Raw genomic sequence first — 17,575 nt, forward strand, 5'->3', positions numbered from 1 at the left:
GCTGGCGCCAGCGCGGCGCATCGGCGACCACAGGTGACCGCTCGACGACGCAGTCTGAGATCTCAGACGGTACTGGAGCGGGAGGCGGTGCGCCAGAGCGCGCGAACGGGTGGGATGGGAGCCATGCAGGAGATCGTCATCGGAGACGCGCCGCTCGACCGCCACCAGGTCGTGCAGGTCGCCCGCCACCGCGCGCGCATCGCGCTCAGCCCCGCCGCGCTCGAGCGGATCGACGCCTCCCGCGCCGTCGTCGACGCGCTCGCGAGCGACGTGCGCCCCCACTACGGCATCTCGACCGGCTTCGGCGCGCTCGCGAACACCGCGATCGCCCCCGCCGACCGCACCCGCCTGCAGCAGTCGCTCATCCGCTCGCACGCCGCGTCGTCGGGTCCGGAGGTGGAGGCAGAGGTCGTCCGCGGCCTCATGCTGCTGCGCCTGCAGACGCTCGCGACCGGCCGCACCGGCGCGCGCCGCGCCACCGTCGAGCTGTACGCGGCGATGCTCAACGCCGGGATCCACCCCGTCGTCGGCGAGCACGGCTCGCTCGGCTGCTCCGGCGACCTCGCGCCGCTCTCGCACATGGCGCTCGCGGCGATGGGCGAGGGCACGGTGCGCGTCGAGGACGAGCTGCTCGACGCCGCCGAGGCGCTCCGCCGCGCCGGCCTCGAGCCGGTCGTGCTCGCCGAGAAGGAGGGCCTCGCCCTCATCAACGGCACCGACGGCATGCTCGCGATGCTCTGCATGGCGCTCGCCGACCTCGACCGCCTGCTCGACACCGCCGACCTCGCCGCCGCCATGAGCGTCGAGGGGCTGCTCGGCACCGACGCGCCCTTCGCGGCAGAGCTCATGGCGCTCCGCCCGCACGCGGGCCAGGCGACGAGCGCCGCGCAGATCGCGGCGCTGCTCGCCGGCAGCCCGATCGTCGCGAGCCACAAGGGCCCCGAGGACACCCGCGTGCAGGACGCCTACTCGCTGCGCTGCGCGCCGCAGGTGCACGGCGCCGCGCGCGACACCGCCGCCCACGCCGAGCGCGTCGGCGCCGTCGAGCTCGCGAGCGCGATCGACAACCCCGTCGTGCTGCCCGACGGCCGCGTCGTCTCGAACGGCAACTTCCACGGCGCGCCCATCGCGGCCGTGCTCGACTTCCTCGCGATCGCGATCGCCGACGTCGCGTCCATGAGCGAGCGCCGCACCGACCGCTTCCTCGACCCGGCGCGCTCCTACGGCCTCCCGCCGTTCCTCGCGCACGACCCGGGCGTCGACTCCGGGCTCATGATCGCCCAGTACACGCAGGCCGCGATCGTCTCCGAGCTCAAGCGCCTCGCCGTGCCGGCCTCCGTCGACTCGATCCCGTCGAGCGCGATGCAGGAGGACCACGTGTCGATGGGCTGGGGCGCCGCGCGCAAGCTGCGCCGCGCGATCGACGGGCTGGAGCGGGTGCTCGCGATCGAGGTCATGACGGCGGCGCGCGGCATCGAGCTGCGCGACGACGCCGCGGGTGAGCGCACGGGCGCCGCCATCGCGACGATCCGCGAGGACGTGCCGGGCATCGGGCCCGACCGCCTCCTCGCCGACGACATCGAGCGCACCCGCGCGCTCGTCGCATCCGGTGCGCTGCTCGCGGCCGCCGGCATCCACCACGATGGAGGGAACGCATGATGGAGGGCGCACGTCCGGTCCGCGCGCACCGCGGCACCGAGCTGCACACGAAGGGGTGGCAGCAGGAGGCGGTGCTGCGGATGCTGCAGAACAACCTCGACCCCGAGGTCGCCGAGCACCCCGACGAGCTCGTCGTCTACGGCGGCACCGGCCGAGCCGCGCGCGACTGGCGCTCGTACGACGCGATCGTGCGCGAGCTCGAGCGGCTGGAGGCCGACGAGACGCTGCTCGTGCAGTCGGGCCGCCCCGTGGGCGTGCTGCGCACGAGCGAGTGGGCGCCGCGCGTGCTCATCGCCAACTCGAACCTCGTGGGCGACTGGGCGACGTGGCCGGAGTTCCGCCGGCTCGAGGCCGAGGGGCTCACGATGTACGGCCAGATGACGGCCGGCTCGTGGATCTACATCGGCACGCAGGGCATCCTGCAGGGCACGTACGAGACCTTCGGCGCCGTCGCCCGCGCGCTCGGCCGCGAGAGCCTCGCCGGCACGATCACGCTCACGGCCGGCCTCGGCGGGATGGGCGGCGCGCAGCCGCTCGCGGTCACGATGCAGGACGGCGTCGCCATCTGCATCGAGGTCGACCGCTCGCGCATCGACCGCCGGATCGAGCACCGCTACCTCGACGTGCTCGCCGACTCGGTCGAGCACGCGCTCGAGCTCGCCGTCGAGGCGCGCGACGCCGGCCGAGGGCTGTCGATCGGCATCCACGGCAACGCCGCCGACGTCGTGCCGCAGCTGCTCGCGATGGGCGCGCCCATCGACGTCGTCACCGACCAGACGAGCGCCCATGATCCGCTCGCCTACCTGCCGAGCGGCGTCGCCTTCGACGACTGGCAGGCCGAGCGCGAGCGCGACCCCGAGGGCTTCACCGTCCGCTCGCGCGCGTCGATGGCCCGCCACGTCGAGGCGATGGTCGGCTTCCAGCGGGCCGGCGCCGAGGTGTTCGACTACGGCAACTCGATCCGGGCGGAGGCGCTGCTCGGCGGCTTCGAGGACGCCTTCGCGTTCCCCGGCTTCGTGCCCGCGTACATCCGCCCGCTGTTCTGCGAGGGCAAGGGCCCGTTCCGCTGGGCAGCGCTCTCGGGCGACCCGGAGGACATCCGCCGCACCGACGAGGCGATCCTCGAGCTGTTCCCCGACGACGCCCACCTGCACCGCTGGATCCGCATGGCGCAGGAGCGCGTGCACTTCCAGGGGCTGCCCGCCCGCATCTGCTGGCTCGGCGCCGGCGAGCGGCACCGCGCGGGGCTCCGCTTCAACGAGATGGTGGCGAGCGGCGAGCTCTCGGCGCCCGTCGTGATCGGCCGCGACCACCTCGACTCGGGCTCGGTCGCGAGCCCGTACCGGGAGACCGAGGCGATGAAGGACGGCTCCGACGCCATCGCGGACTGGCCGCTGCTCAACGCGCTCGTCTCCACGTCGTCCGGTGCGAGCTGGGTGTCGATCCACCACGGCGGCGGCGTCGGCATCGGCCGCTCGATCCACGCCGGGCAGGTGACGGTCGCCGACGGCACGCCGCTCGCCGCGCAGAAGCTCGAGCGCGTGCTCACGAACGACCCGGCGATGGGCGTGCTGCGCCACGTCGACGCCGGCTACGGCGAGGCGATCTCGTTCGCCGAGGAGCACGAGGTGCGCGTGCCGATGCGGGAGGCGTGAGCGTGGCCCTCCTCATCGACGGCATCGGCGAGCTGACGACGAACGACGACGAGCTGGGCCGCGTCGCCGACGCCGCCGTCGTGGTCGAGGGGGAGCGGATCGCGTGGGTCGGGCCGGCGTCCCGGGCGCCGGCGGCCGACGAGCGGTTCGACGCCGCGGGCCGCGCGGCGCTGCCCGGCTGGGTCGACAGCCACGTGCACCCCGTCTTCGCGGGCGACCGCTCGGCGGAGTTCGAGGCGCGGATGGCGGGGCAGGCGTACGCGGCGGGCGGCATCGCGACGACGGTCGACGCCACGCGCGCAGCGAGCGACGCCGAGCTCGCGGCGACGCTCGACCGCCTCGCCGACGAGGCGCTCGCGGGCGGCACGACGGCGCTCGAGGCGAAGACCGGGTACGGCCTGACGATCGACGACGAGGTGCGCAGCGCCCGGGTCGCCCGCGGCCGTGCCGAGGCCGTCACCTTCCTCGGCGCGCACCTCGTGCCGGAGGGATGGGATGCCGACGCGTACGTCGAGCACGTGGCAGGTCCCATGCTCGACGCGGTCGCGCCGCTCGTCGACGCCATCGACGTGTTCTGCGAGCGCGGCGCCTTCGACGAGGCGCAGTCCCGACGCGTGCTCGAGGCGGGCGCGGCGAAGGGGCTCGCGCTGCGCGTGCACGGCAACCAGCTCGGGCCGGGGCCCGGCGTGCGGCTCGCGGTGGAGCTGGGCGCGCGGAGCGTCGATCACGTCGCATTCCTCGACGACGAGGAGGTCGCGGCGCTCGCAGGCTCGTGGGCAGCGGGCATCGGGACCGTCGCCACGGTGCTGCCCGCCTGCGACCTGTCGACCCGCATGCCGCTCGCCCCGGCACGTCGCCTGCTCGACGCCGGCGCCGTCGTCGCGATCGCGACGAACTGCAACCCCGGCACCTCGTACACGACCTCGATGGCGTTCTGCGTCGCGACCGCGGTGCTGCAGATGGGCCTGACCGTCGAGGAGGCGGTGCGGGCGGCGACGCTCGGCGGGGCGATCGCACTGGGTCGGGACGGCGAGGACGCAGACGGGCGCCCGCCGCTCGGCCGCATCCGGCCCGGCGCGCGCGCCGACCTGCAGCTGCTCGAGGCGCCGTCGGCCGCGCACCTCGCGTACCGGCCGGGCGTGCCGCTCGTTGGCGCCGTCTGGCGGCGCGGGGAGCGGGTGCGCTGACAGGCTCGGCCGATGGCCGGCCGGGCCGTGCGGCGCTGCGGCGCCCAGCGCGCACTGGGCTTGCGCGCAGTGTCCCCCTCTAGGGTCGCGGCATGACGACGGTGACGCTGCAGGGACTGTCCACGGCGGTGCCGCCGACCGAGCTGCTCCAGCCCGAGGTCGCGGAGGTGTTCGGCGCGCAGCCCGACCTCACGCGGCTGTCGCAGCGCATCGTGGGCACGTCCTTCGGCGGCTCGGGCATCGAGCGGCGCTACACGGTGCTCGAGGAGCTCGACCTACGCACGGAGCCCGCGCGCGAGCCGGAGTTCTTCGACCGGGCGAGCGGCCTCCTGCTCGACCCGGGCACCCGGCTGCGCAACGACCGCTACGCCGAGCACGCGACCCGCCTCTACGTCGAGGCGGGCGCCGCCGCGATCGCCGCGGCGGGCTCGGTCGAGCGCGACGACGTCACGCACGTCATCACCGTCTCCTGCACGGGCTTCTACGCGCCCGGGCCCGACTTCGTGCTCGCCCGCGACCTGGGCCTTCGGCCCGGAGTGCAGCGCTACCACCTGGGCTTCATGGGCTGCTACGCCTCCATGCCGGCGCTGCGGCTCGCCTCGCAGCTCGTGCAGGCGGATCCCGAGGCGGTGGTGCTCGTCGTGAGCGTCGAGCTGTGCACGCTGCACCTGCGCACCTCGAACGACCCCGACACGATCGTCGCCACCTCGCTCTTCGGCGACGGCGCGGGCGCCGGCATCGTCACCGCGCGGCCCCCCGCCGCGGGGGAGCGGGCGCTGCGGCTCGACGCCTTCGCCACCCGCACGACCCCGACGGGCGAGGGCGCGATGGCGTGGCGGATCGGCGACCACGGCTTCGAGATGGTGCTCTCGAACGCGGTGCCGTCGCTCATCGGCGAGCACATCACGGGCGCGATCGCGCCGCTGCTCGACGCGGAGGCGCCGCTCGCCGCGGCGCTCGCGGAGGAGCGGGCCGGCGACGCGATCGAGCACTGGGCCATCCACCCGGGCGGCCGCAGCATCCTCGACAAGGTGGAGTCGACGCTGCGGCTCTCGGAGGCGCAGCTCGCGCCCGCGCGGAACACGCTCCGCGACTACGGCAACATGTCGAGCGCCACGGTGCTCTTCGTGCTCGACCGCATCCTCCGCGACCCCGCGACCGCCGACGGCGACCGCGTCGCGGCCATGGCCTTCGGCCCCGGCCTCACGGTCGAGTCCGGGCTGCTCACGGTGCAGGGCTGAGCCGAGGATGCCGCTCGGCCCGCTCCGCGCGCGCGACGCGTCTGCGCGCGAGCTGATGGACGAGCCCGGGTGCGACCCGGAGGCGCTCGAACGCACCTACGCCCGGTTCGGGCTCGTGAACGCCGTCGTCTCGGCGCCCGGCGCCGTGCGGCGCCGATGGATCGTGCCGCGGCTGCGCGCCGACCGGCCGCTGCGGGTGCTCGACGTCGGCACGGGTGGCGCCGACCTGCCGCGCTCGCTCGCCCGCTGGGCGGCCAGCCGCGGCGCCCGCGTCGAGGTGCTCGGCATCGACCCCGAGCCGCGCGCGATCGCCTACGCGCGGGCGCTCCCGCCCGTGGAGGGCGTGGCGCTGCGGCAGGCCGCCACCGGCGACCTGGTGGCGGAGGGCCGGCGCTTCGACGTCGTGCTCTCGAACCACGTCCTCCACCACCTCGCGCCGCACGAGCTCGGCGCGCTGCTCGCCGACAGCGAGCGGCTCGTCGCGCCGGGCGGCGTCGTCGTGCACGGCGACATCGAGCGCTCGATGCTCGGCTGGCTCGGCTTCGCGGTCGGCACGCTGCCGCTCGAGCCGACGATCCTGCGCGGCTCCTTCATCCGCGCCGACGGGCTCGCCTCGATCCGCCGCAGCTGGACGGCGGCGGAGCTCGCGCCCGCGCTGCCGGACGGCTGGCGCGTGCGTCGGGCGGTGCCCTCCCGGCTCGAGGTGGTGCACGAGCCGTGAGCGGGCACGACGTCGCGATCGTGGGGGCGGGTTCGGCGGGCCTGCTGCTCGGCTGCCTGCTCGCGCAGCGGGGGCTCGACGTCGTCGTGCTCGAGCGGCGCTCCGAGCCGCAGGGCGGCTCGCGCGCGATCGGCATCCACCCGCCTGGCCTGCGCGCCCTCGACCGCGCGGGCATCGGCGCGCACGTGCGCGACCAGGCCGTCGCGATCCGCGCGGGCGTCGCGATGTCGCGCGGCCGCGAGCTCGGCACGCTCCGCTTCGACGCGAGCCCCATCCGCTCCCTCCCGCAGCACCGCACGGAGGCCCTCCTGCGGCAGCGGCTCGAGGCGCTCGCGCCCGATGCGCTGCGCACGGGCGCCGGTGTCACCGGCATCGATCCGGGCGACGGGGCGGTGGGTCTCGGGCTCGCCGACGGCGGCGCCGTGGAGGCGCGCTGGGTCGTCGCGGCCGACGGCGTGCGCGGCCAGCTGCGCGGCATGCTCGGCATCGGCAGGACGGCGCTGCCCGGCGAGGCGCACTACGCGATGGCCGACGGCCCCGACCGCACGGGGCTGCCGCACGCGGCGGCGCTGCACATCGAGCCGGGCGGCATCGTGGAGTCGTTCCCGCTCGTCCACGGCGGCCGACGCTGGGTCGCGCGGCTCGACGGTCCGGGCGACGGGATGGCCGCGGCCGGGCTGCGCGCGGTCGTCGCAGCGCGGATCGGCGACGAGCCGCCGATCGTCGACGAGGCGCCCGTGAGCGCGTTCGTCGCCCGCCAGCGGCTCGCCGACGCGTTCGCGCGCGGCCGGGTCGCGCTGCTCGGCGACGCCGCGCACGAGCTGAGCCCGATCGGCGGCCAGGGCATGAGCCTCGGATGGCTCGACGCGGCCGCGCTCGAGGAGGCGCTGCTGCGCGCGATCGCGACCGCCGACGAGGCGCCCGTCGAGGCGTGGGCGCGCGCCCGCCGGGCCGCTGCACGCCGCGCGATGCGCCGCGCCGCCTGGAACATGCGCATGGGCGCGCCCTGCAGCCCCGCGCGGCTCGCCGCGCGCACGGCGCTCGTGCGCGCGCTCGCGACGCCGCCCGCGAGCACGATGCTGGCCGCCTCCTTCACGATGCGCGGCCTCTGACGCCGCCGCGAGGCGCCCGCAGGGCCGCCGAGGCGCTGTCCCGAGTGCGACCCGTTCCTGGCCGCTCGTCGGCCCAGTCCGTGCCGTCGAGCGGTCGTCTCCAGCGATGCGTGGTCACGATCTGCTGCACGGAGCGACCGATCACGACACGAAGCGACCAGCGATCGCGCGGATCGACCACTCGATCGCACGGATCGACCGCTCACGGATGCCGCTGGGGGCCGGCAGCGCCCGAGCGCGCGGAGGCGGTCAGGCGTCGCGCGAGGCGAGGCCCGCGAGGGCTTCGAGCACGCAGAGCGCCGCGAGCCGCACCGTGCGGCCGTCGGGCGCGTCGGCCGATGCGTCGACCTCGGTGAGGTCGATGGAGCGCACGAGCGGCGAGGAGGCCAGCGCCCGCACGAGCTCGCGCAGCTGCCACGCGCTCAGCCCGCCGGGCGTCGACGCCGGGCAGCCGGGCGCGACCGCCCGGTCGCACGCGTCGACGTCGACGTCGACGTGCACGGGGCCGCCCGCGGCGCCCGCGATCGCGAGCGCCCGCTGCGCGATCGCCACCATCGGCGCCTCCTCGCACGCGGCGCGCGGCACGACCGTGATGCCGGCCGCGGCGGCGCGCTCGGCGTAGTGGCGGGAGTTCGCGAAGTCCTGGATGCCGATCTGCACGACGCGGCTGCCGTCGAGGCCCGCGTCGAGGAGCCGCCGCACGGGCGAGCCGTTGCTGCGCCCGTCGCGGAGGTCGTGGTGCGCGTCGATCGTGATGAGGCCCGCCGTCGCCACCGCACCCGGGGCGCCGTCGGCCGCGCCCCACGCGCCGAGCGCCGCCGGCACGGTCGCGGCGTTGTCGCCGCCGATCGCCACGACGAGCCGCGCGCGCGCCGCCGCTCGGGCGACGAGCGCCGTCGCGCCCGCCTCGTCGCCGTCGGGATCGGCCGCGTCGCCCGCGTCCGCGACGACGAGCGCGCCGACGTCGCCGTGGCCCGCGGCGTGCGGGGAGTACCGGCGCAGCGCCTCGCGCACGGCGGGCGGGGTCGTGTGGGCGGAGGTCGGGCTCAGCGAGGTCGCGTGGGTGCCGAGGCCGACGAGCGCGGCGTCGAGGTCGCCGTCGACCTCGTCGAGCGCCGGCCAGCCGCCGGCGCGCGGCCAGCTCGGGTCGTGGGGGAGGGTCATGCCTGCGACCCTAGCCAGCCGTCGGCGGCGGAGCCCGCCGGAGCCCGCCGCGCGATCCATCGCACCCGCACAGGACGTCCCCCTGGCGCCGGCCGTCGCCGTGTGCTTCGGTGGATGCCTGGCGCCGCGATCGGCGCGGCGGGAGCGGGAGGAGGCCTGGATGGGCATCGAGGACCTCGTGAACAAGGCGAAGGCAGCGCTCGACGGCGAGCAGGGCGAGCAGACCAGCGACCGGGTGATCCAGGGCGCTGGCGACGGCTTCGACCGGCTGACCGGCGGACGCTTCGCCGAGCACACCGACACCGTGCAGGAGCACGCCGATCGGTTCATCGGCCAGACCGACGCAGACGCTGCCACGACGCAGCCGCAGGACGACGCGCCGCGCCGATAGGCGACGGCAGATCGAGGGGCGGGGAGCGATCCCCGCCCCTCCGCACGTCCACGGGGGATCCTGAGGCGGCGGGCCGGGCCGCCACGGCCCCCTCCCAGCCTCCGCTCCTAGCGTCGGCCCATGGCGCTCGAGGCCGCATCCGCCCACCGGCGCCACATCGCGCTCGGGCGCGCGGCGGGCATGGCGGTGCTCGAGGCCGCCGCGATGGCAGCCGTCGCCGCGGCCGCGGCGCTCGGCATCGGCGCGCTCGAGGGGACGGGCGACGCGCGCCTCGCAGGCGCGATGCAGCTCGTGGCCATCCCGGCCGTGCTGTGGATCGTCGTCATGACGCCCCTCGGCCTCGCGGCCCGGATGCGCCGCGGCGTGCCGCGCGCCGTCGCGCTCTGCGCGCTCGCGCTGCTGCTCGGCGCCGGGTTCGGCGCGATGGCGGCACTCGACGGCGCCGCGGCGTCGTCCGCGCCGGCGGCGGTCGGCCTCGCCGCCATGGCGATCACGGTGGTCGGCGGGCTCGCGGGCGTCGCGCTGTCCCGCGCCGTCGCGGCGCGGGATCCGCGCGCACGCTGACCGGACCCGAGAGCGCGGACCGATCGAGCCCTGGCGCGACGCTGACGCACCCCTGGCACGGGCCTGCGCCGATCGAGAGCGGCCGGGCGTACCGTCCCGTGCATGACCGAGGGCGCCATCCCTCCAGCACCGGCCGCGGCGCACCGCCCCACGCGGGCCGAGGCGGCGGCGTCGGCCCGACGGGCCGCGGTCGAGGTCGCCGCCATCCAGCTCTGCGGGGCGATCGCGCTGCTCCTGCCGCGCTTCCGCGCCGATCGGCCCGAGCCTCTGCTGGGGGTGCTCCTCAGCGCCGTGCTGCTGCTCTGGCTCGCCGTGGCGGTCGCGGCAGCGCACCAGCTCGTCGAGCGCGGCACGAGCGCGCGCGTGCTCGTCCTCATCGCCGTGGTGCTCCTCGGCGCGGGCGCAGCGCTCGCGGTCGAGGCCGCCGTGCGGCCGGGCACCTCCCTCGCGCTGTGGCTCCTGGTGGCGGGGCTGCCGGGCGTCCCGCTCGGCACGGCGCTGTCGCGCGCCGCCGCCCGGGCCGTCGCGCCGTCGACGGACGCCCCCGGCCGCTGGCGGCCGTCGCCGGCGACGCGGCGAGCGCTCGCCGAGTGCTGGGCGCTCCTGCTCGCCGGCAGCGGCGCCGCACTGCTGCTCGGGGCGGGGGAGGTGAAGGCGCTCTGGATCGTGCCGGCCGTGCTCGTCGTCTGCGCGGCCTGGCTCGCGCTCGCGCGCCTCGCGCGCCGCGCAGCCGGCCTCATCGGCACCGGCGGGCGGGCGACGGCGCTCGTCCTGCTCGTCGTCGCGGCGGCCGTCGCCGCCATCGCGGCCGGCGCGGCCACCGGCGACGCCTTCTGGCACCTCGGCGGCTCGCTCCTCGGCGCGGTGCTGCTCGCAGCGCTCGTGCCGGCGGCCATCGTGGGCGCGCTGCGCGCGGGCGCGGCGGCGCGCGGCTGACGGTCGCGCGACAGCGCCGGTGCGGGCGAGGCGGGGCGCCGACTTCCGCGGAACGGCGCGGCGGAGCGCGCGACACGCCCGGGTTGCACGGGCATCCGATCCCGTGCGAGAATCGTCAGGTTGCAAACGCGGCGCCCTGCGCGTCGCTCACTGCTCTGGCAGTGCACAGGACGATCACGATCCTGGGCCGCGGGCAGCTTGACACGAACTTCGCCGAAGCCGAGCGCGGCACGTCCGCGCTCAGCTTCGGTGCGCGCCCTCCGGGGCATTGACAGAAGAACAGCGGTGCACTCGAGAGTGCGTTGCGAGCAGCCGGGCATCCGGCTGCGTCGACAGGAGATGGAGTCAGCCATGGCGGGACAGAAGATCCGCATCCGACTGAAGTCGTACGACCACGAGGTCATCGACTCGTCGGCGCGCAAGATCGTCGACACCGTGACCCGTGCGGGCGCGACGGTGGTGGGCCCGGTGCCGCTGCCGACCGAGAAGAACGTGGTCGTGGTGATCCGTTCCCCTCACAAGTACAAGGACAGCCGCGAGCACTTCGAGAAGCGCACGCACAAGCGACTCATCGACATCATCGACCCGACGCCCAAGGCCGTCGACTCGCTCATGCGCCTCGACCTGCCCGCTGACGTCAACATCGAGATCAAGCTCTAAGGAACGCCATGTCGAAGATCACGACGACGCGCGGCCTGCTCGGCACGAAGCTCGGGATGACCCAGGTCTGGGATGAGCACAACAAGCTCGTCCCGGTCACGGTGCTCGAGATCACCCCGAACGTGGTCACGCAGATCCGCACCCAGGACAAGGACGGCTACGCGGCCATCCAGATCGCCGCCGGCCAGGTCGACCCCCGCAAGGTCAACAAGCCCGCTGCCGGCCACTTCGACGCCGCAGGCGTCACGCCCCGCCGCAACCTCGCCGAGGTCCGCACGGACAACGCCGGCGAGTACGAGCTCGGCCAGGAGCTGTCGGTCGACTTGTTCGCCGCCGGCCAGAAGGTCGACGTCGTCGGCACCTCCAAGGGCAAGGGCTTCGCCGGTGTCATGAAGCGCCACAACTTCGCGGGCGTCTCCGCGTCGCACGGTGCGCACCGCAACCACCGCAAGCCGGGCTCCATCGGTGCCTCGGCCACGCCGAGCCGCGTCTTCCGCGGCAAGCGGATGCCCGGCCGCATGGGCGGGGACCGCGTGTCGGTGCTGAACCTCACGGTCCACTCGATCGACGTCGAGCAGGGCCTCATGCTCGTCAAGGGCGCCGTCCCCGGTGCCCGCGGCCGACTCGTGTTCGTCCGCAACGCTGTGAAGGGAGCCTGAGCATGACCACCCAGGTCGCCATCCTCGACGCCGACGGCAAGCAGGCCGGCTCGGTCGAGCTGCCCGCGAGCGTCTTCGACGTCCAGACCAACGTCCCGCTGATCCACCAGGTCGTCGTCGCCCAGCTCGCCGCAGCGCGCCAGGGCACCCACAAGACGAAGAACCGCGGTGAGGTCTCGGGCGCCGGCCGCAAGCCGTTCAAGCAGAAGGGCACCGGTCGCAGCCGTCAGGGCTCGATCCGCGCCCCCGAGCACACCGGCGGTGGCATCGTCCACGGCCCCGTGCCGCGCGACTACTCGCAGCGCACCCCCAAGAAGATGATCGCCGCCGCCCTCCTCGGCGCGCTGTCGGACCGCGCTCGCGGTGGCCGGCTGCACGTCGTCGAGTCGCTCGTCTCGGGCGAGACGCCCAAGACGCGCACCGCGGTCGAGCTCTTCGGCACCCTCGGCGTCGTCAAGAACGTCCTCGTGGTGCTCGAGCGCACCGAGGAGATCGCGGCCCTGTCGGTCCGCAACCTCCCCGAGGTCCACGTCCTCTCGTGGGACCAGCTCAACGCGTACGACGTGCTCGTGAGCGACGACATCGTGTTCTCGAAGGCCGCCTACGAGGCGTTCGTCGCCGCGAAGACCGGCACGAAGGCCGACAAGGCAGAGAAGGACCAGTGATGAGCGGCTACAACAAGGACCCTCGCGACATCATCATCCGCCCGATCGTGTCGGAGAAGAGCTACGCGCTCATCGACATGGGCAGCTACACGTTCGAGGTCGACCCGCGCGCCTCGAAGACCGAGATCCGTCTCGCGATCGAGAAGATCTTCGGCGTCAAGGTGGCTCGCGTCAACACGCTCAACCGCAACGGCAAGACCCGCCGCACGCGCTTCGGGACGGGCAAGCGCAAGGACACCAAGCGCGCCATCGTCACGCTCAAGTCGGGCTCGATCGACATCTTCACGGCTGTCGGCTGAGGCTCTGGAGGACACGCATCATGGCAATTCGCAAGTACAAGCCGACGACCCCCGGTCGTCGCGGCTCCTCGGTCGCCGACTTCGCTGAGATCACGCGCACGACGCCCGAGAAGTCGCTGCTCCGCCCGCTCCCCAAGACGGGTGGCCGCAACAACACGGGCCGCATCACGACGCGTCACATCGGTGGCGGTCACAAGCGCCAGTACCGCGTCATCGACTTCAAGCGCAACGACAAGGACGGCGTCAACGCCCGCGTCGCGCACATCGAGTACGACCCGAACCGCACGGCGCGCATCGCGCTGCTGCACTTCGAGGACGGCACGAAGCGCTACATCATCGCTCCCAACAAGCTCAAGCAGGGCGACGTCGTGGAGTCGGGCGCCGGTGCCGACATCAAGCCCGGCAACAACCTCCCGCTCCGCAACATCCCGACGGGTACGGTCGTGCACGCGATCGAGCTGCGTCCGGGCGGCGGCGCGAAGCTGGCCCGCTCGGCGGGCGCCTCGGTGCGCCTCGTCGCGAAGGACGGCCCCTACGCGCAGCTCCGCCTGCCGTCGGGCGAGATCCGCAACGTCGACGTGCGCTGCCGCGCCACGGTCGGCGAGGTCGGCAACGCCGAGCAGTCGAACATCAACTGGGGCAAGGCCGGCCGCAAGCGCTGGCTGGGCGTCCGTCCGACGGTCCGCGGTGTCGCGATGAACCCGGTCGACCACCCGCACGGTGGTGGCGAGGGCAAGACGAGCGGTGGCCGCCACCCCGTCAGCCCCTGGGGCCAGGCCGAGGGCCGCACCCGCCGGCCGAACAAGCCGAGCGACAAGCTCATCGTCCGTCGCCGCCCGACCGGCAAGAAGAAGCGCTAGTAGGAGAGTCCGATGCCCCGCAGCCTCAAGAAGGGTCCGTTCGTCGACGACCACCTCCTCACCAAGGTGGTTCGCCAGAACGAGGCCGGCAGCAAGAACGTCATCAAGACGTGGTCGCGCCGCTCGATGATCGTCCCGGCCATGCTCGGCCACACGATCGCCGTGCACGACGGCCGCAAGCACATCCCGGTCTTCGTCACCGAGACGATGGTCGGCCACAAGCTGGGCGAGTTCGCGCCCACCCGCACCTTCCGCGGTCACGTGAAGGACGACAAGAAGGGCCGTCGCCGCTGACGCGGCGACGGAAGAAGGAGAAGGCAATGGTTGAGTCGATCGCTCGCGTTCGTCACATCCGCGTGACCCCTCAGAAGGCCCGCCGCGTCGTCGACATGATCCGCGGCAAGCAGGCCGAGGAGGCCCTCGCGATCCTGAAGTTCGCCCCGCAGGGCGCCTCGGAGCCGGTGTACAAGCTCGTCGCCTCGGCGATGGCGAACGCCCGGGTCAAGGCCGACGCGTCGAACGAGTTCCTCGACGACAGCGACCTCTACGTGTCGCGCATCTTCGTCGACGAGGGCACCACGCTCAAGCGGTTCCAGCCGCGTGCACAGGGTCGCGCGTTCCGCATCAACAAGCGGACGAGCCACATCACCGTCGTGCTCGCGACGCCGACCACGGAGGACGAGAAGTAATGGGACAGAAGGTCAACCCGTACGGCTTCCGCCTCGGCATCACCACCGACCACGTGTCGCGCTGGTTCGCCGAGTCGACGAAGCCCGGGCAGCGCTACGCCGACTACGTCGCCGAGGACGTCCGCATCCGCCGGATGCTCACGACGAGCCTCGACCGCGCCGGCGTCGCCCGCATCGAGATCGAGCGCACCCGCGACCGCGTCCGCGTCGACATCCACACCGCCCGCCCGGGCATCGTGATCGGCCGCCGCGGCGCCGAGGCCGAGCGCATCCGCGCCGACCTCGAGAAGCTCACCGGCAAGCAGATCCAGCTCAACATCCTCGAGGTCAAGAACCCCGAGGGCTCGGCGCAGCTCGTCGCGCAGGGCATCGCGGAGCAGCTCAGCGCCCGCGTGGCCTTCCGCCGCGCGATGCGCAAGGGCCTGCAGTCGGCGCAGCGCGCCGGCGCCAAGGGCGTGAAGATCCAGGTGTCGGGCCGTCTCGGCGGCGCCGAGATGAGCCGCAGCGAGTCGTACCGCGAGGGCCGCGTGCCCCTGCACACGCTCCGCTCGAACATCGACTACGGCTTCTACGAGGCCAAGACGACCTTCGGCCGCATCGGCGTCAAGGTCTGGATCTACAACGGCGAGCTCACGAACCGCGAGCTGGCCCGCGAGCAGGCGAACCAGAAGCCGCAGCGCGAGCGTCGGGGTCCCCGTCGCGACGACGCGGCCGCAGCAGGAGGCAAGGCGTAATGCTCATCCCCCGTCGAGTCAAGCACCGCAAGCAGCACCACCCGAAGCGCAGCGGACAGGCCACCGGTGGCACGAAGGTCAGCTTCGGCGAGTTCGGCATCCAGGCGCTCACGCCTGCGTACGTCACGAACCGCCAGATCGAGGCCGCTCGTATCGCCATGACCCGCCACATCAAGCGTGGCGGCAAGGTGTGGATCAACATCTACCCCGACCGTCCGCTCACGAAGAAGCCCGCCGAGACCCGCATGGGCTCCGGCAAGGGCTCGCCCGAGTGGTGGGTCGCCAACGTCAAGCCGGGCCGCGTCCTCTTCGAGGTCGCCGGCGTCAACGAGGAGCTCGCGCGCGAGGCGATGCAGCGAGCCATCCACAAGCTGCCGCTCAAGGCACGCATCATCAAGCGCGAGGAGGCTGACGCATAATGGCGATCGGTTCCAAGGAGCTCATGCCCGCCGAGCTCGCCACCTTCGACGACGAGCGACTCGTCGTCGAGCTGAAGCGGGCCAAGGAGGAGCTGTTCAACCTCCGCTTCCAGTCGGCCACCGGCCAGCTGGAGTCGCACGGCCGCCTGCGCGCCGTGAAGCGCGACATCGCGCGCCTGTACACCGTGATCCGCGAGCGCGAGCTCGGCATCAGCGCCTCCCCGGCGCCCGTCGAGAAGCCCGCGGACAAGAAGAAGTCCAAGAAGGCCGACGAGGCCGAGAAGGCCGAGGAGAACTGATGGCCACCGAGCAGAACACGGACACCGTGCAGCGCGGGTACCGCAAGTCCCGCATCGGCTACGTCGTCTCCGACAAGATGGACAAGACCGTCGTCGTCGAGGTCGAGGACCGCGTCAAGCACCCCCTCTACGGCAAGGTCATCCGCCAGTCGTCGAAGGTGAAGGCCCACGACGAGCAGAACGCCGCCGGCATCGGCGACCGCGTGCTGATCGCCGAGACCCGTCCGACGAGCGCCACCAAGCGCTGGCGCCTCGTCGAGATCCTCGAGAAGGCCAAGTAGGCCTCGGCCTCGAAGGAGATCCAGAGATGATCCAGCAGGAATCCCGCGTCAAGGTCGCCGACAACACCGGCGCCAAGCAGCTCCTGACCATCCGCGTGCTCGGCGGCTCCGGCCGCCGCTACGCCGGCCTGGGCGACACGATCGTCGCCACGGTCAAGGACGCCATCCCCGGCGGTGCGGTCAAGAAGGGCGACGTCGTCAAGGCCGTCATCGTCCGCACCGTCAAGTCGACCCGTCGTCCCGACGGCTCGTACATCAAGTTCGACGAGAACGCAGCCGTCATCCTGAAGAACGACGGGGACCCCCGCGGGACCCGCATCTTCGGCCCGGTCGGCCGCGAGCTCCGCGACAAGCGCTTCATGAAGATCGTGTCGCTCGCACCGGAGGTGATCTGACTCATGGCCAGCATCAAGAAGGGCGACCTCGTCGTCGTCATCGCCGGCGCACGCCAGTCCCGCGGCGGCGACCGCGGCAAGACGGGCCGCGTGCTCGAGGTCCTCACGGACCGCAACCGCGTCATCGTCGAGGGCGTCAACCTCGTCACGAAGCACATCAAGGTCGGCCAGACCAACCGCGGCACCCGCACGGGCGGCATCGAGACCCACGAGGCCCCGATCCACGTGTCGAACGTCGCGCTCGTCGACCCCGAGTCGAAGAAGCCCACGCGCGTCCGCAGCGAGGTCACGACGTCCGAGAAGAACGGCGTCACGACCACGACGAAGGTGCGCGTCTCGACGAAGTCGGGCAAGGAGATCAAGAGCAATGACTGACACCGCAGTGCGCCTGCCCCGCCTGAAGCAGCAGTACCGCGAGACGATCGTCGGGCAGCTCCGCGAGGAGTTCTCGTTCGAGAACGTCATGCAGGTGCCGGGCCTGGTGAAGATCGTCGTGAACACGGGCGTCGGCGAGGCCGCGCGCGACTCGAAGGTCATCGAGGGCGCGATCAAGGACCTCACGCAGATCACCGGCCAGAAGCCGATGGTCACGCTCGCGCGCAAGTCGATCGCCCAGTTCAAGCTGCGCGAGGGCATGCCGATCGGCGCCCACGTGACGCTCCGCGGCGACCGCATGTGGGAGTTCCTCGACCGCCTGCTGACGCTCGCGCTGCCCCGCATCCGCGACTTCCGCGGCCTGAGCCCGAAGCAGTTCGACGGCAACGGCAACTACACGTTCGGCCTCACGGAGCAGTCGGTGTTCCACGAGATCGACCAGGACCGGATCGACCGCGTCCGCGGCTTCGACATCACCGTCGTCACGACGGCGAAGACGGACGACGAGGGTCGCGCGCTGCTCAAGGCGCTCGGCTTCCCCTTCCAGGCCGAGTCCTGACCCCCATCGGTGCCGCCGGCACCGAGCTGACATTCCAGGTCGGCGTCCGTG

At 73.5% G+C, this 17,575-nt stretch carries 24 protein-coding genes; 23 read left to right on the forward strand and 1 reads right to left on the reverse strand.

Going from position 1 to position 17,575, the window contains the following annotated elements; translation table 11 throughout:
* Positions 1–114 precede the first annotated feature (114 nt).
* The 6 genes from hutH (at position 115) to IEW90_RS02525 (ending at position 7,575) form a co-directional block, all read left to right on the forward strand.
* Positions 115–1,659 carry a histidine ammonia-lyase gene (gene hutH / locus IEW90_RS02500; protein ID WP_188715709.1) on the forward strand — a complete coding sequence of 515 codons (1,545 nt, stop codon included), beginning with the start codon at positions 115–117 and terminating at the stop codon, positions 1,657–1,659.
* Positions 1,659–3,314 carry a urocanate hydratase gene (hutU, locus tag IEW90_RS02505; protein ID WP_188717995.1) on the forward strand — a complete coding sequence of 552 codons (1,656 nt, stop codon included), beginning with the start codon at positions 1,659–1,661 and terminating at the stop codon, positions 3,312–3,314. Before hutH ends, hutU begins: the two co-directional genes overlap by 1 nt.
* The gene (gene hutI, locus IEW90_RS02510) at positions 3,311–4,501 is read left to right on the forward strand and encodes an imidazolonepropionase (protein WP_229679457.1); all 1,191 of its coding nucleotides are present in this window, start codon (positions 3,311–3,313) and stop codon (positions 4,499–4,501) included. Before hutU ends, hutI begins: the two co-directional genes overlap by 4 nt.
* 92 nt (positions 4,502–4,593) lie before the next feature.
* Positions 4,594–5,742 (forward strand): type III polyketide synthase, encoded by a 1,149-nt coding sequence (locus IEW90_RS02515; protein WP_188715711.1) that lies wholly within the window; start codon positions 4,594–4,596, stop codon positions 5,740–5,742.
* A gap of 7 nt (positions 5,743–5,749) precedes the next feature.
* On the forward strand, positions 5,750–6,463 hold the full coding sequence (locus tag IEW90_RS02520) for a methyltransferase domain-containing protein (protein ID WP_188715713.1): 714 nt from the start codon (positions 5,750–5,752) through the stop codon (positions 6,461–6,463).
* On the forward strand, positions 6,460–7,575 hold the full coding sequence (locus IEW90_RS02525) for an FAD-dependent oxidoreductase (protein WP_188715715.1): 1,116 nt from the start codon (positions 6,460–6,462) through the stop codon (positions 7,573–7,575). Before IEW90_RS02520 ends, IEW90_RS02525 begins: the two co-directional genes overlap by 4 nt.
* 249 nt (positions 7,576–7,824) lie before the next feature.
* Here the strand turns inward: IEW90_RS02525 and IEW90_RS02530 are convergent, their stop codons facing one another.
* Positions 7,825–8,739 carry an arginase family protein gene (locus tag IEW90_RS02530; RefSeq protein ID WP_188715717.1) on the reverse strand — a complete coding sequence of 305 codons (915 nt, stop codon included), beginning with the start codon at positions 8,737–8,739 and terminating at the stop codon, positions 7,825–7,827.
* 160 nt (positions 8,740–8,899) lie between these two features.
* Here IEW90_RS02530 and IEW90_RS02535 point away from each other — a divergent pair, with 160 nt between their 5' ends.
* The 17 genes from IEW90_RS02535 (at position 8,900) to rplE (ending at position 17,524) form a co-directional block, all read left to right on the forward strand.
* Positions 8,900–9,130, forward strand: coding sequence for an antitoxin (locus IEW90_RS02535; protein ID WP_188715719.1), 231 nt, complete (start codon positions 8,900–8,902; stop codon positions 9,128–9,130).
* 120 nt (positions 9,131–9,250) lie between these two features.
* Complete coding sequence (locus IEW90_RS02540; RefSeq protein WP_188715721.1) at positions 9,251–9,694, forward strand: hypothetical protein; 444 nt, start codon at positions 9,251–9,253, stop codon at positions 9,692–9,694.
* Between the two features lie 102 nt (positions 9,695–9,796).
* Positions 9,797–10,630 (forward strand): hypothetical protein, encoded by an 834-nt coding sequence (locus tag IEW90_RS02545; RefSeq protein WP_188715723.1) that lies wholly within the window; start codon positions 9,797–9,799, stop codon positions 10,628–10,630.
* 351 nt (positions 10,631–10,981) lie between these two features.
* Positions 10,982–11,290, forward strand: a complete 309-nt coding sequence (rpsJ, locus tag IEW90_RS02550; RefSeq protein WP_021010896.1) for a 30S ribosomal protein S10 — start codon at positions 10,982–10,984, stop codon at positions 11,288–11,290.
* Between the two features lie 8 nt (positions 11,291–11,298).
* Complete coding sequence (gene rplC / locus IEW90_RS02555; RefSeq protein WP_188715726.1) at positions 11,299–11,949, forward strand: 50S ribosomal protein L3; 651 nt, start codon at positions 11,299–11,301, stop codon at positions 11,947–11,949.
* 2 nt (positions 11,950–11,951) lie between these two features.
* Positions 11,952–12,614, forward strand: a complete 663-nt coding sequence (gene rplD / locus IEW90_RS02560; protein WP_188715728.1) for a 50S ribosomal protein L4 — start codon at positions 11,952–11,954, stop codon at positions 12,612–12,614.
* Positions 12,614–12,913, forward strand: a complete 300-nt coding sequence (gene rplW, locus IEW90_RS02565) for a 50S ribosomal protein L23 (RefSeq protein WP_188715730.1) — start codon at positions 12,614–12,616, stop codon at positions 12,911–12,913. Before rplD ends, rplW begins: the two co-directional genes overlap by 1 nt.
* 20 nt (positions 12,914–12,933) lie before the next feature.
* Positions 12,934–13,773, forward strand: a complete 840-nt coding sequence (gene rplB / locus IEW90_RS02570) for a 50S ribosomal protein L2 (protein ID WP_188715732.1) — start codon at positions 12,934–12,936, stop codon at positions 13,771–13,773.
* A gap of 12 nt (positions 13,774–13,785) precedes the next feature.
* Positions 13,786–14,067, forward strand: a complete 282-nt coding sequence (gene rpsS / locus IEW90_RS02575) for a 30S ribosomal protein S19 (RefSeq protein ID WP_021010891.1) — start codon at positions 13,786–13,788, stop codon at positions 14,065–14,067.
* A gap of 26 nt (positions 14,068–14,093) precedes the next feature.
* On the forward strand, positions 14,094–14,462 hold the full coding sequence (gene rplV / locus IEW90_RS02580) for a 50S ribosomal protein L22 (protein WP_188715741.1): 369 nt from the start codon (positions 14,094–14,096) through the stop codon (positions 14,460–14,462).
* Complete coding sequence (gene rpsC / locus IEW90_RS02585; protein ID WP_188715743.1) at positions 14,462–15,196, forward strand: 30S ribosomal protein S3; 735 nt, start codon at positions 14,462–14,464, stop codon at positions 15,194–15,196. The genes rplV and rpsC overlap by 1 nt, the downstream gene beginning before the upstream one ends.
* Positions 15,196–15,615, forward strand: a complete 420-nt coding sequence (gene rplP, locus IEW90_RS02590; RefSeq protein ID WP_188715745.1) for a 50S ribosomal protein L16 — start codon at positions 15,196–15,198, stop codon at positions 15,613–15,615. The genes rpsC and rplP overlap by 1 nt, the downstream gene beginning before the upstream one ends.
* A complete protein-coding gene (rpmC, locus tag IEW90_RS02595) occupies positions 15,615–15,914 on the forward strand; it encodes a 50S ribosomal protein L29 (protein ID WP_188715747.1) in 300 nt (99 codons plus the stop codon). The genes rplP and rpmC overlap by 1 nt, the downstream gene beginning before the upstream one ends.
* Positions 15,914–16,195, forward strand: coding sequence for a 30S ribosomal protein S17 (gene rpsQ / locus IEW90_RS02600; RefSeq protein ID WP_188715749.1), 282 nt, complete (start codon positions 15,914–15,916; stop codon positions 16,193–16,195). The genes rpmC and rpsQ overlap by 1 nt, the downstream gene beginning before the upstream one ends.
* Before the next feature lie 26 nt (positions 16,196–16,221).
* The gene (rplN, locus tag IEW90_RS02605) at positions 16,222–16,590 is read left to right on the forward strand and encodes a 50S ribosomal protein L14 (RefSeq protein WP_123697054.1); all 369 of its coding nucleotides are present in this window, start codon (positions 16,222–16,224) and stop codon (positions 16,588–16,590) included.
* Between the two features lie 3 nt (positions 16,591–16,593).
* A complete protein-coding gene (rplX, locus tag IEW90_RS02610; protein WP_188715751.1) occupies positions 16,594–16,965 on the forward strand; it encodes a 50S ribosomal protein L24 in 372 nt (123 codons plus the stop codon).
* Positions 16,958–17,524, forward strand: coding sequence for a 50S ribosomal protein L5 (rplE, locus tag IEW90_RS02615; RefSeq protein ID WP_188715752.1), 567 nt, complete (start codon positions 16,958–16,960; stop codon positions 17,522–17,524). Before rplX ends, rplE begins: the two co-directional genes overlap by 8 nt.
* The last annotated feature ends 51 nt before the right edge of the window (positions 17,525–17,575 follow it).

Source organism: Agrococcus terreus (assembly GCF_014645235.1).
Lineage (GTDB): Bacteria > Actinomycetota > Actinomycetes > Actinomycetales > Microbacteriaceae > Agrococcus > Agrococcus terreus.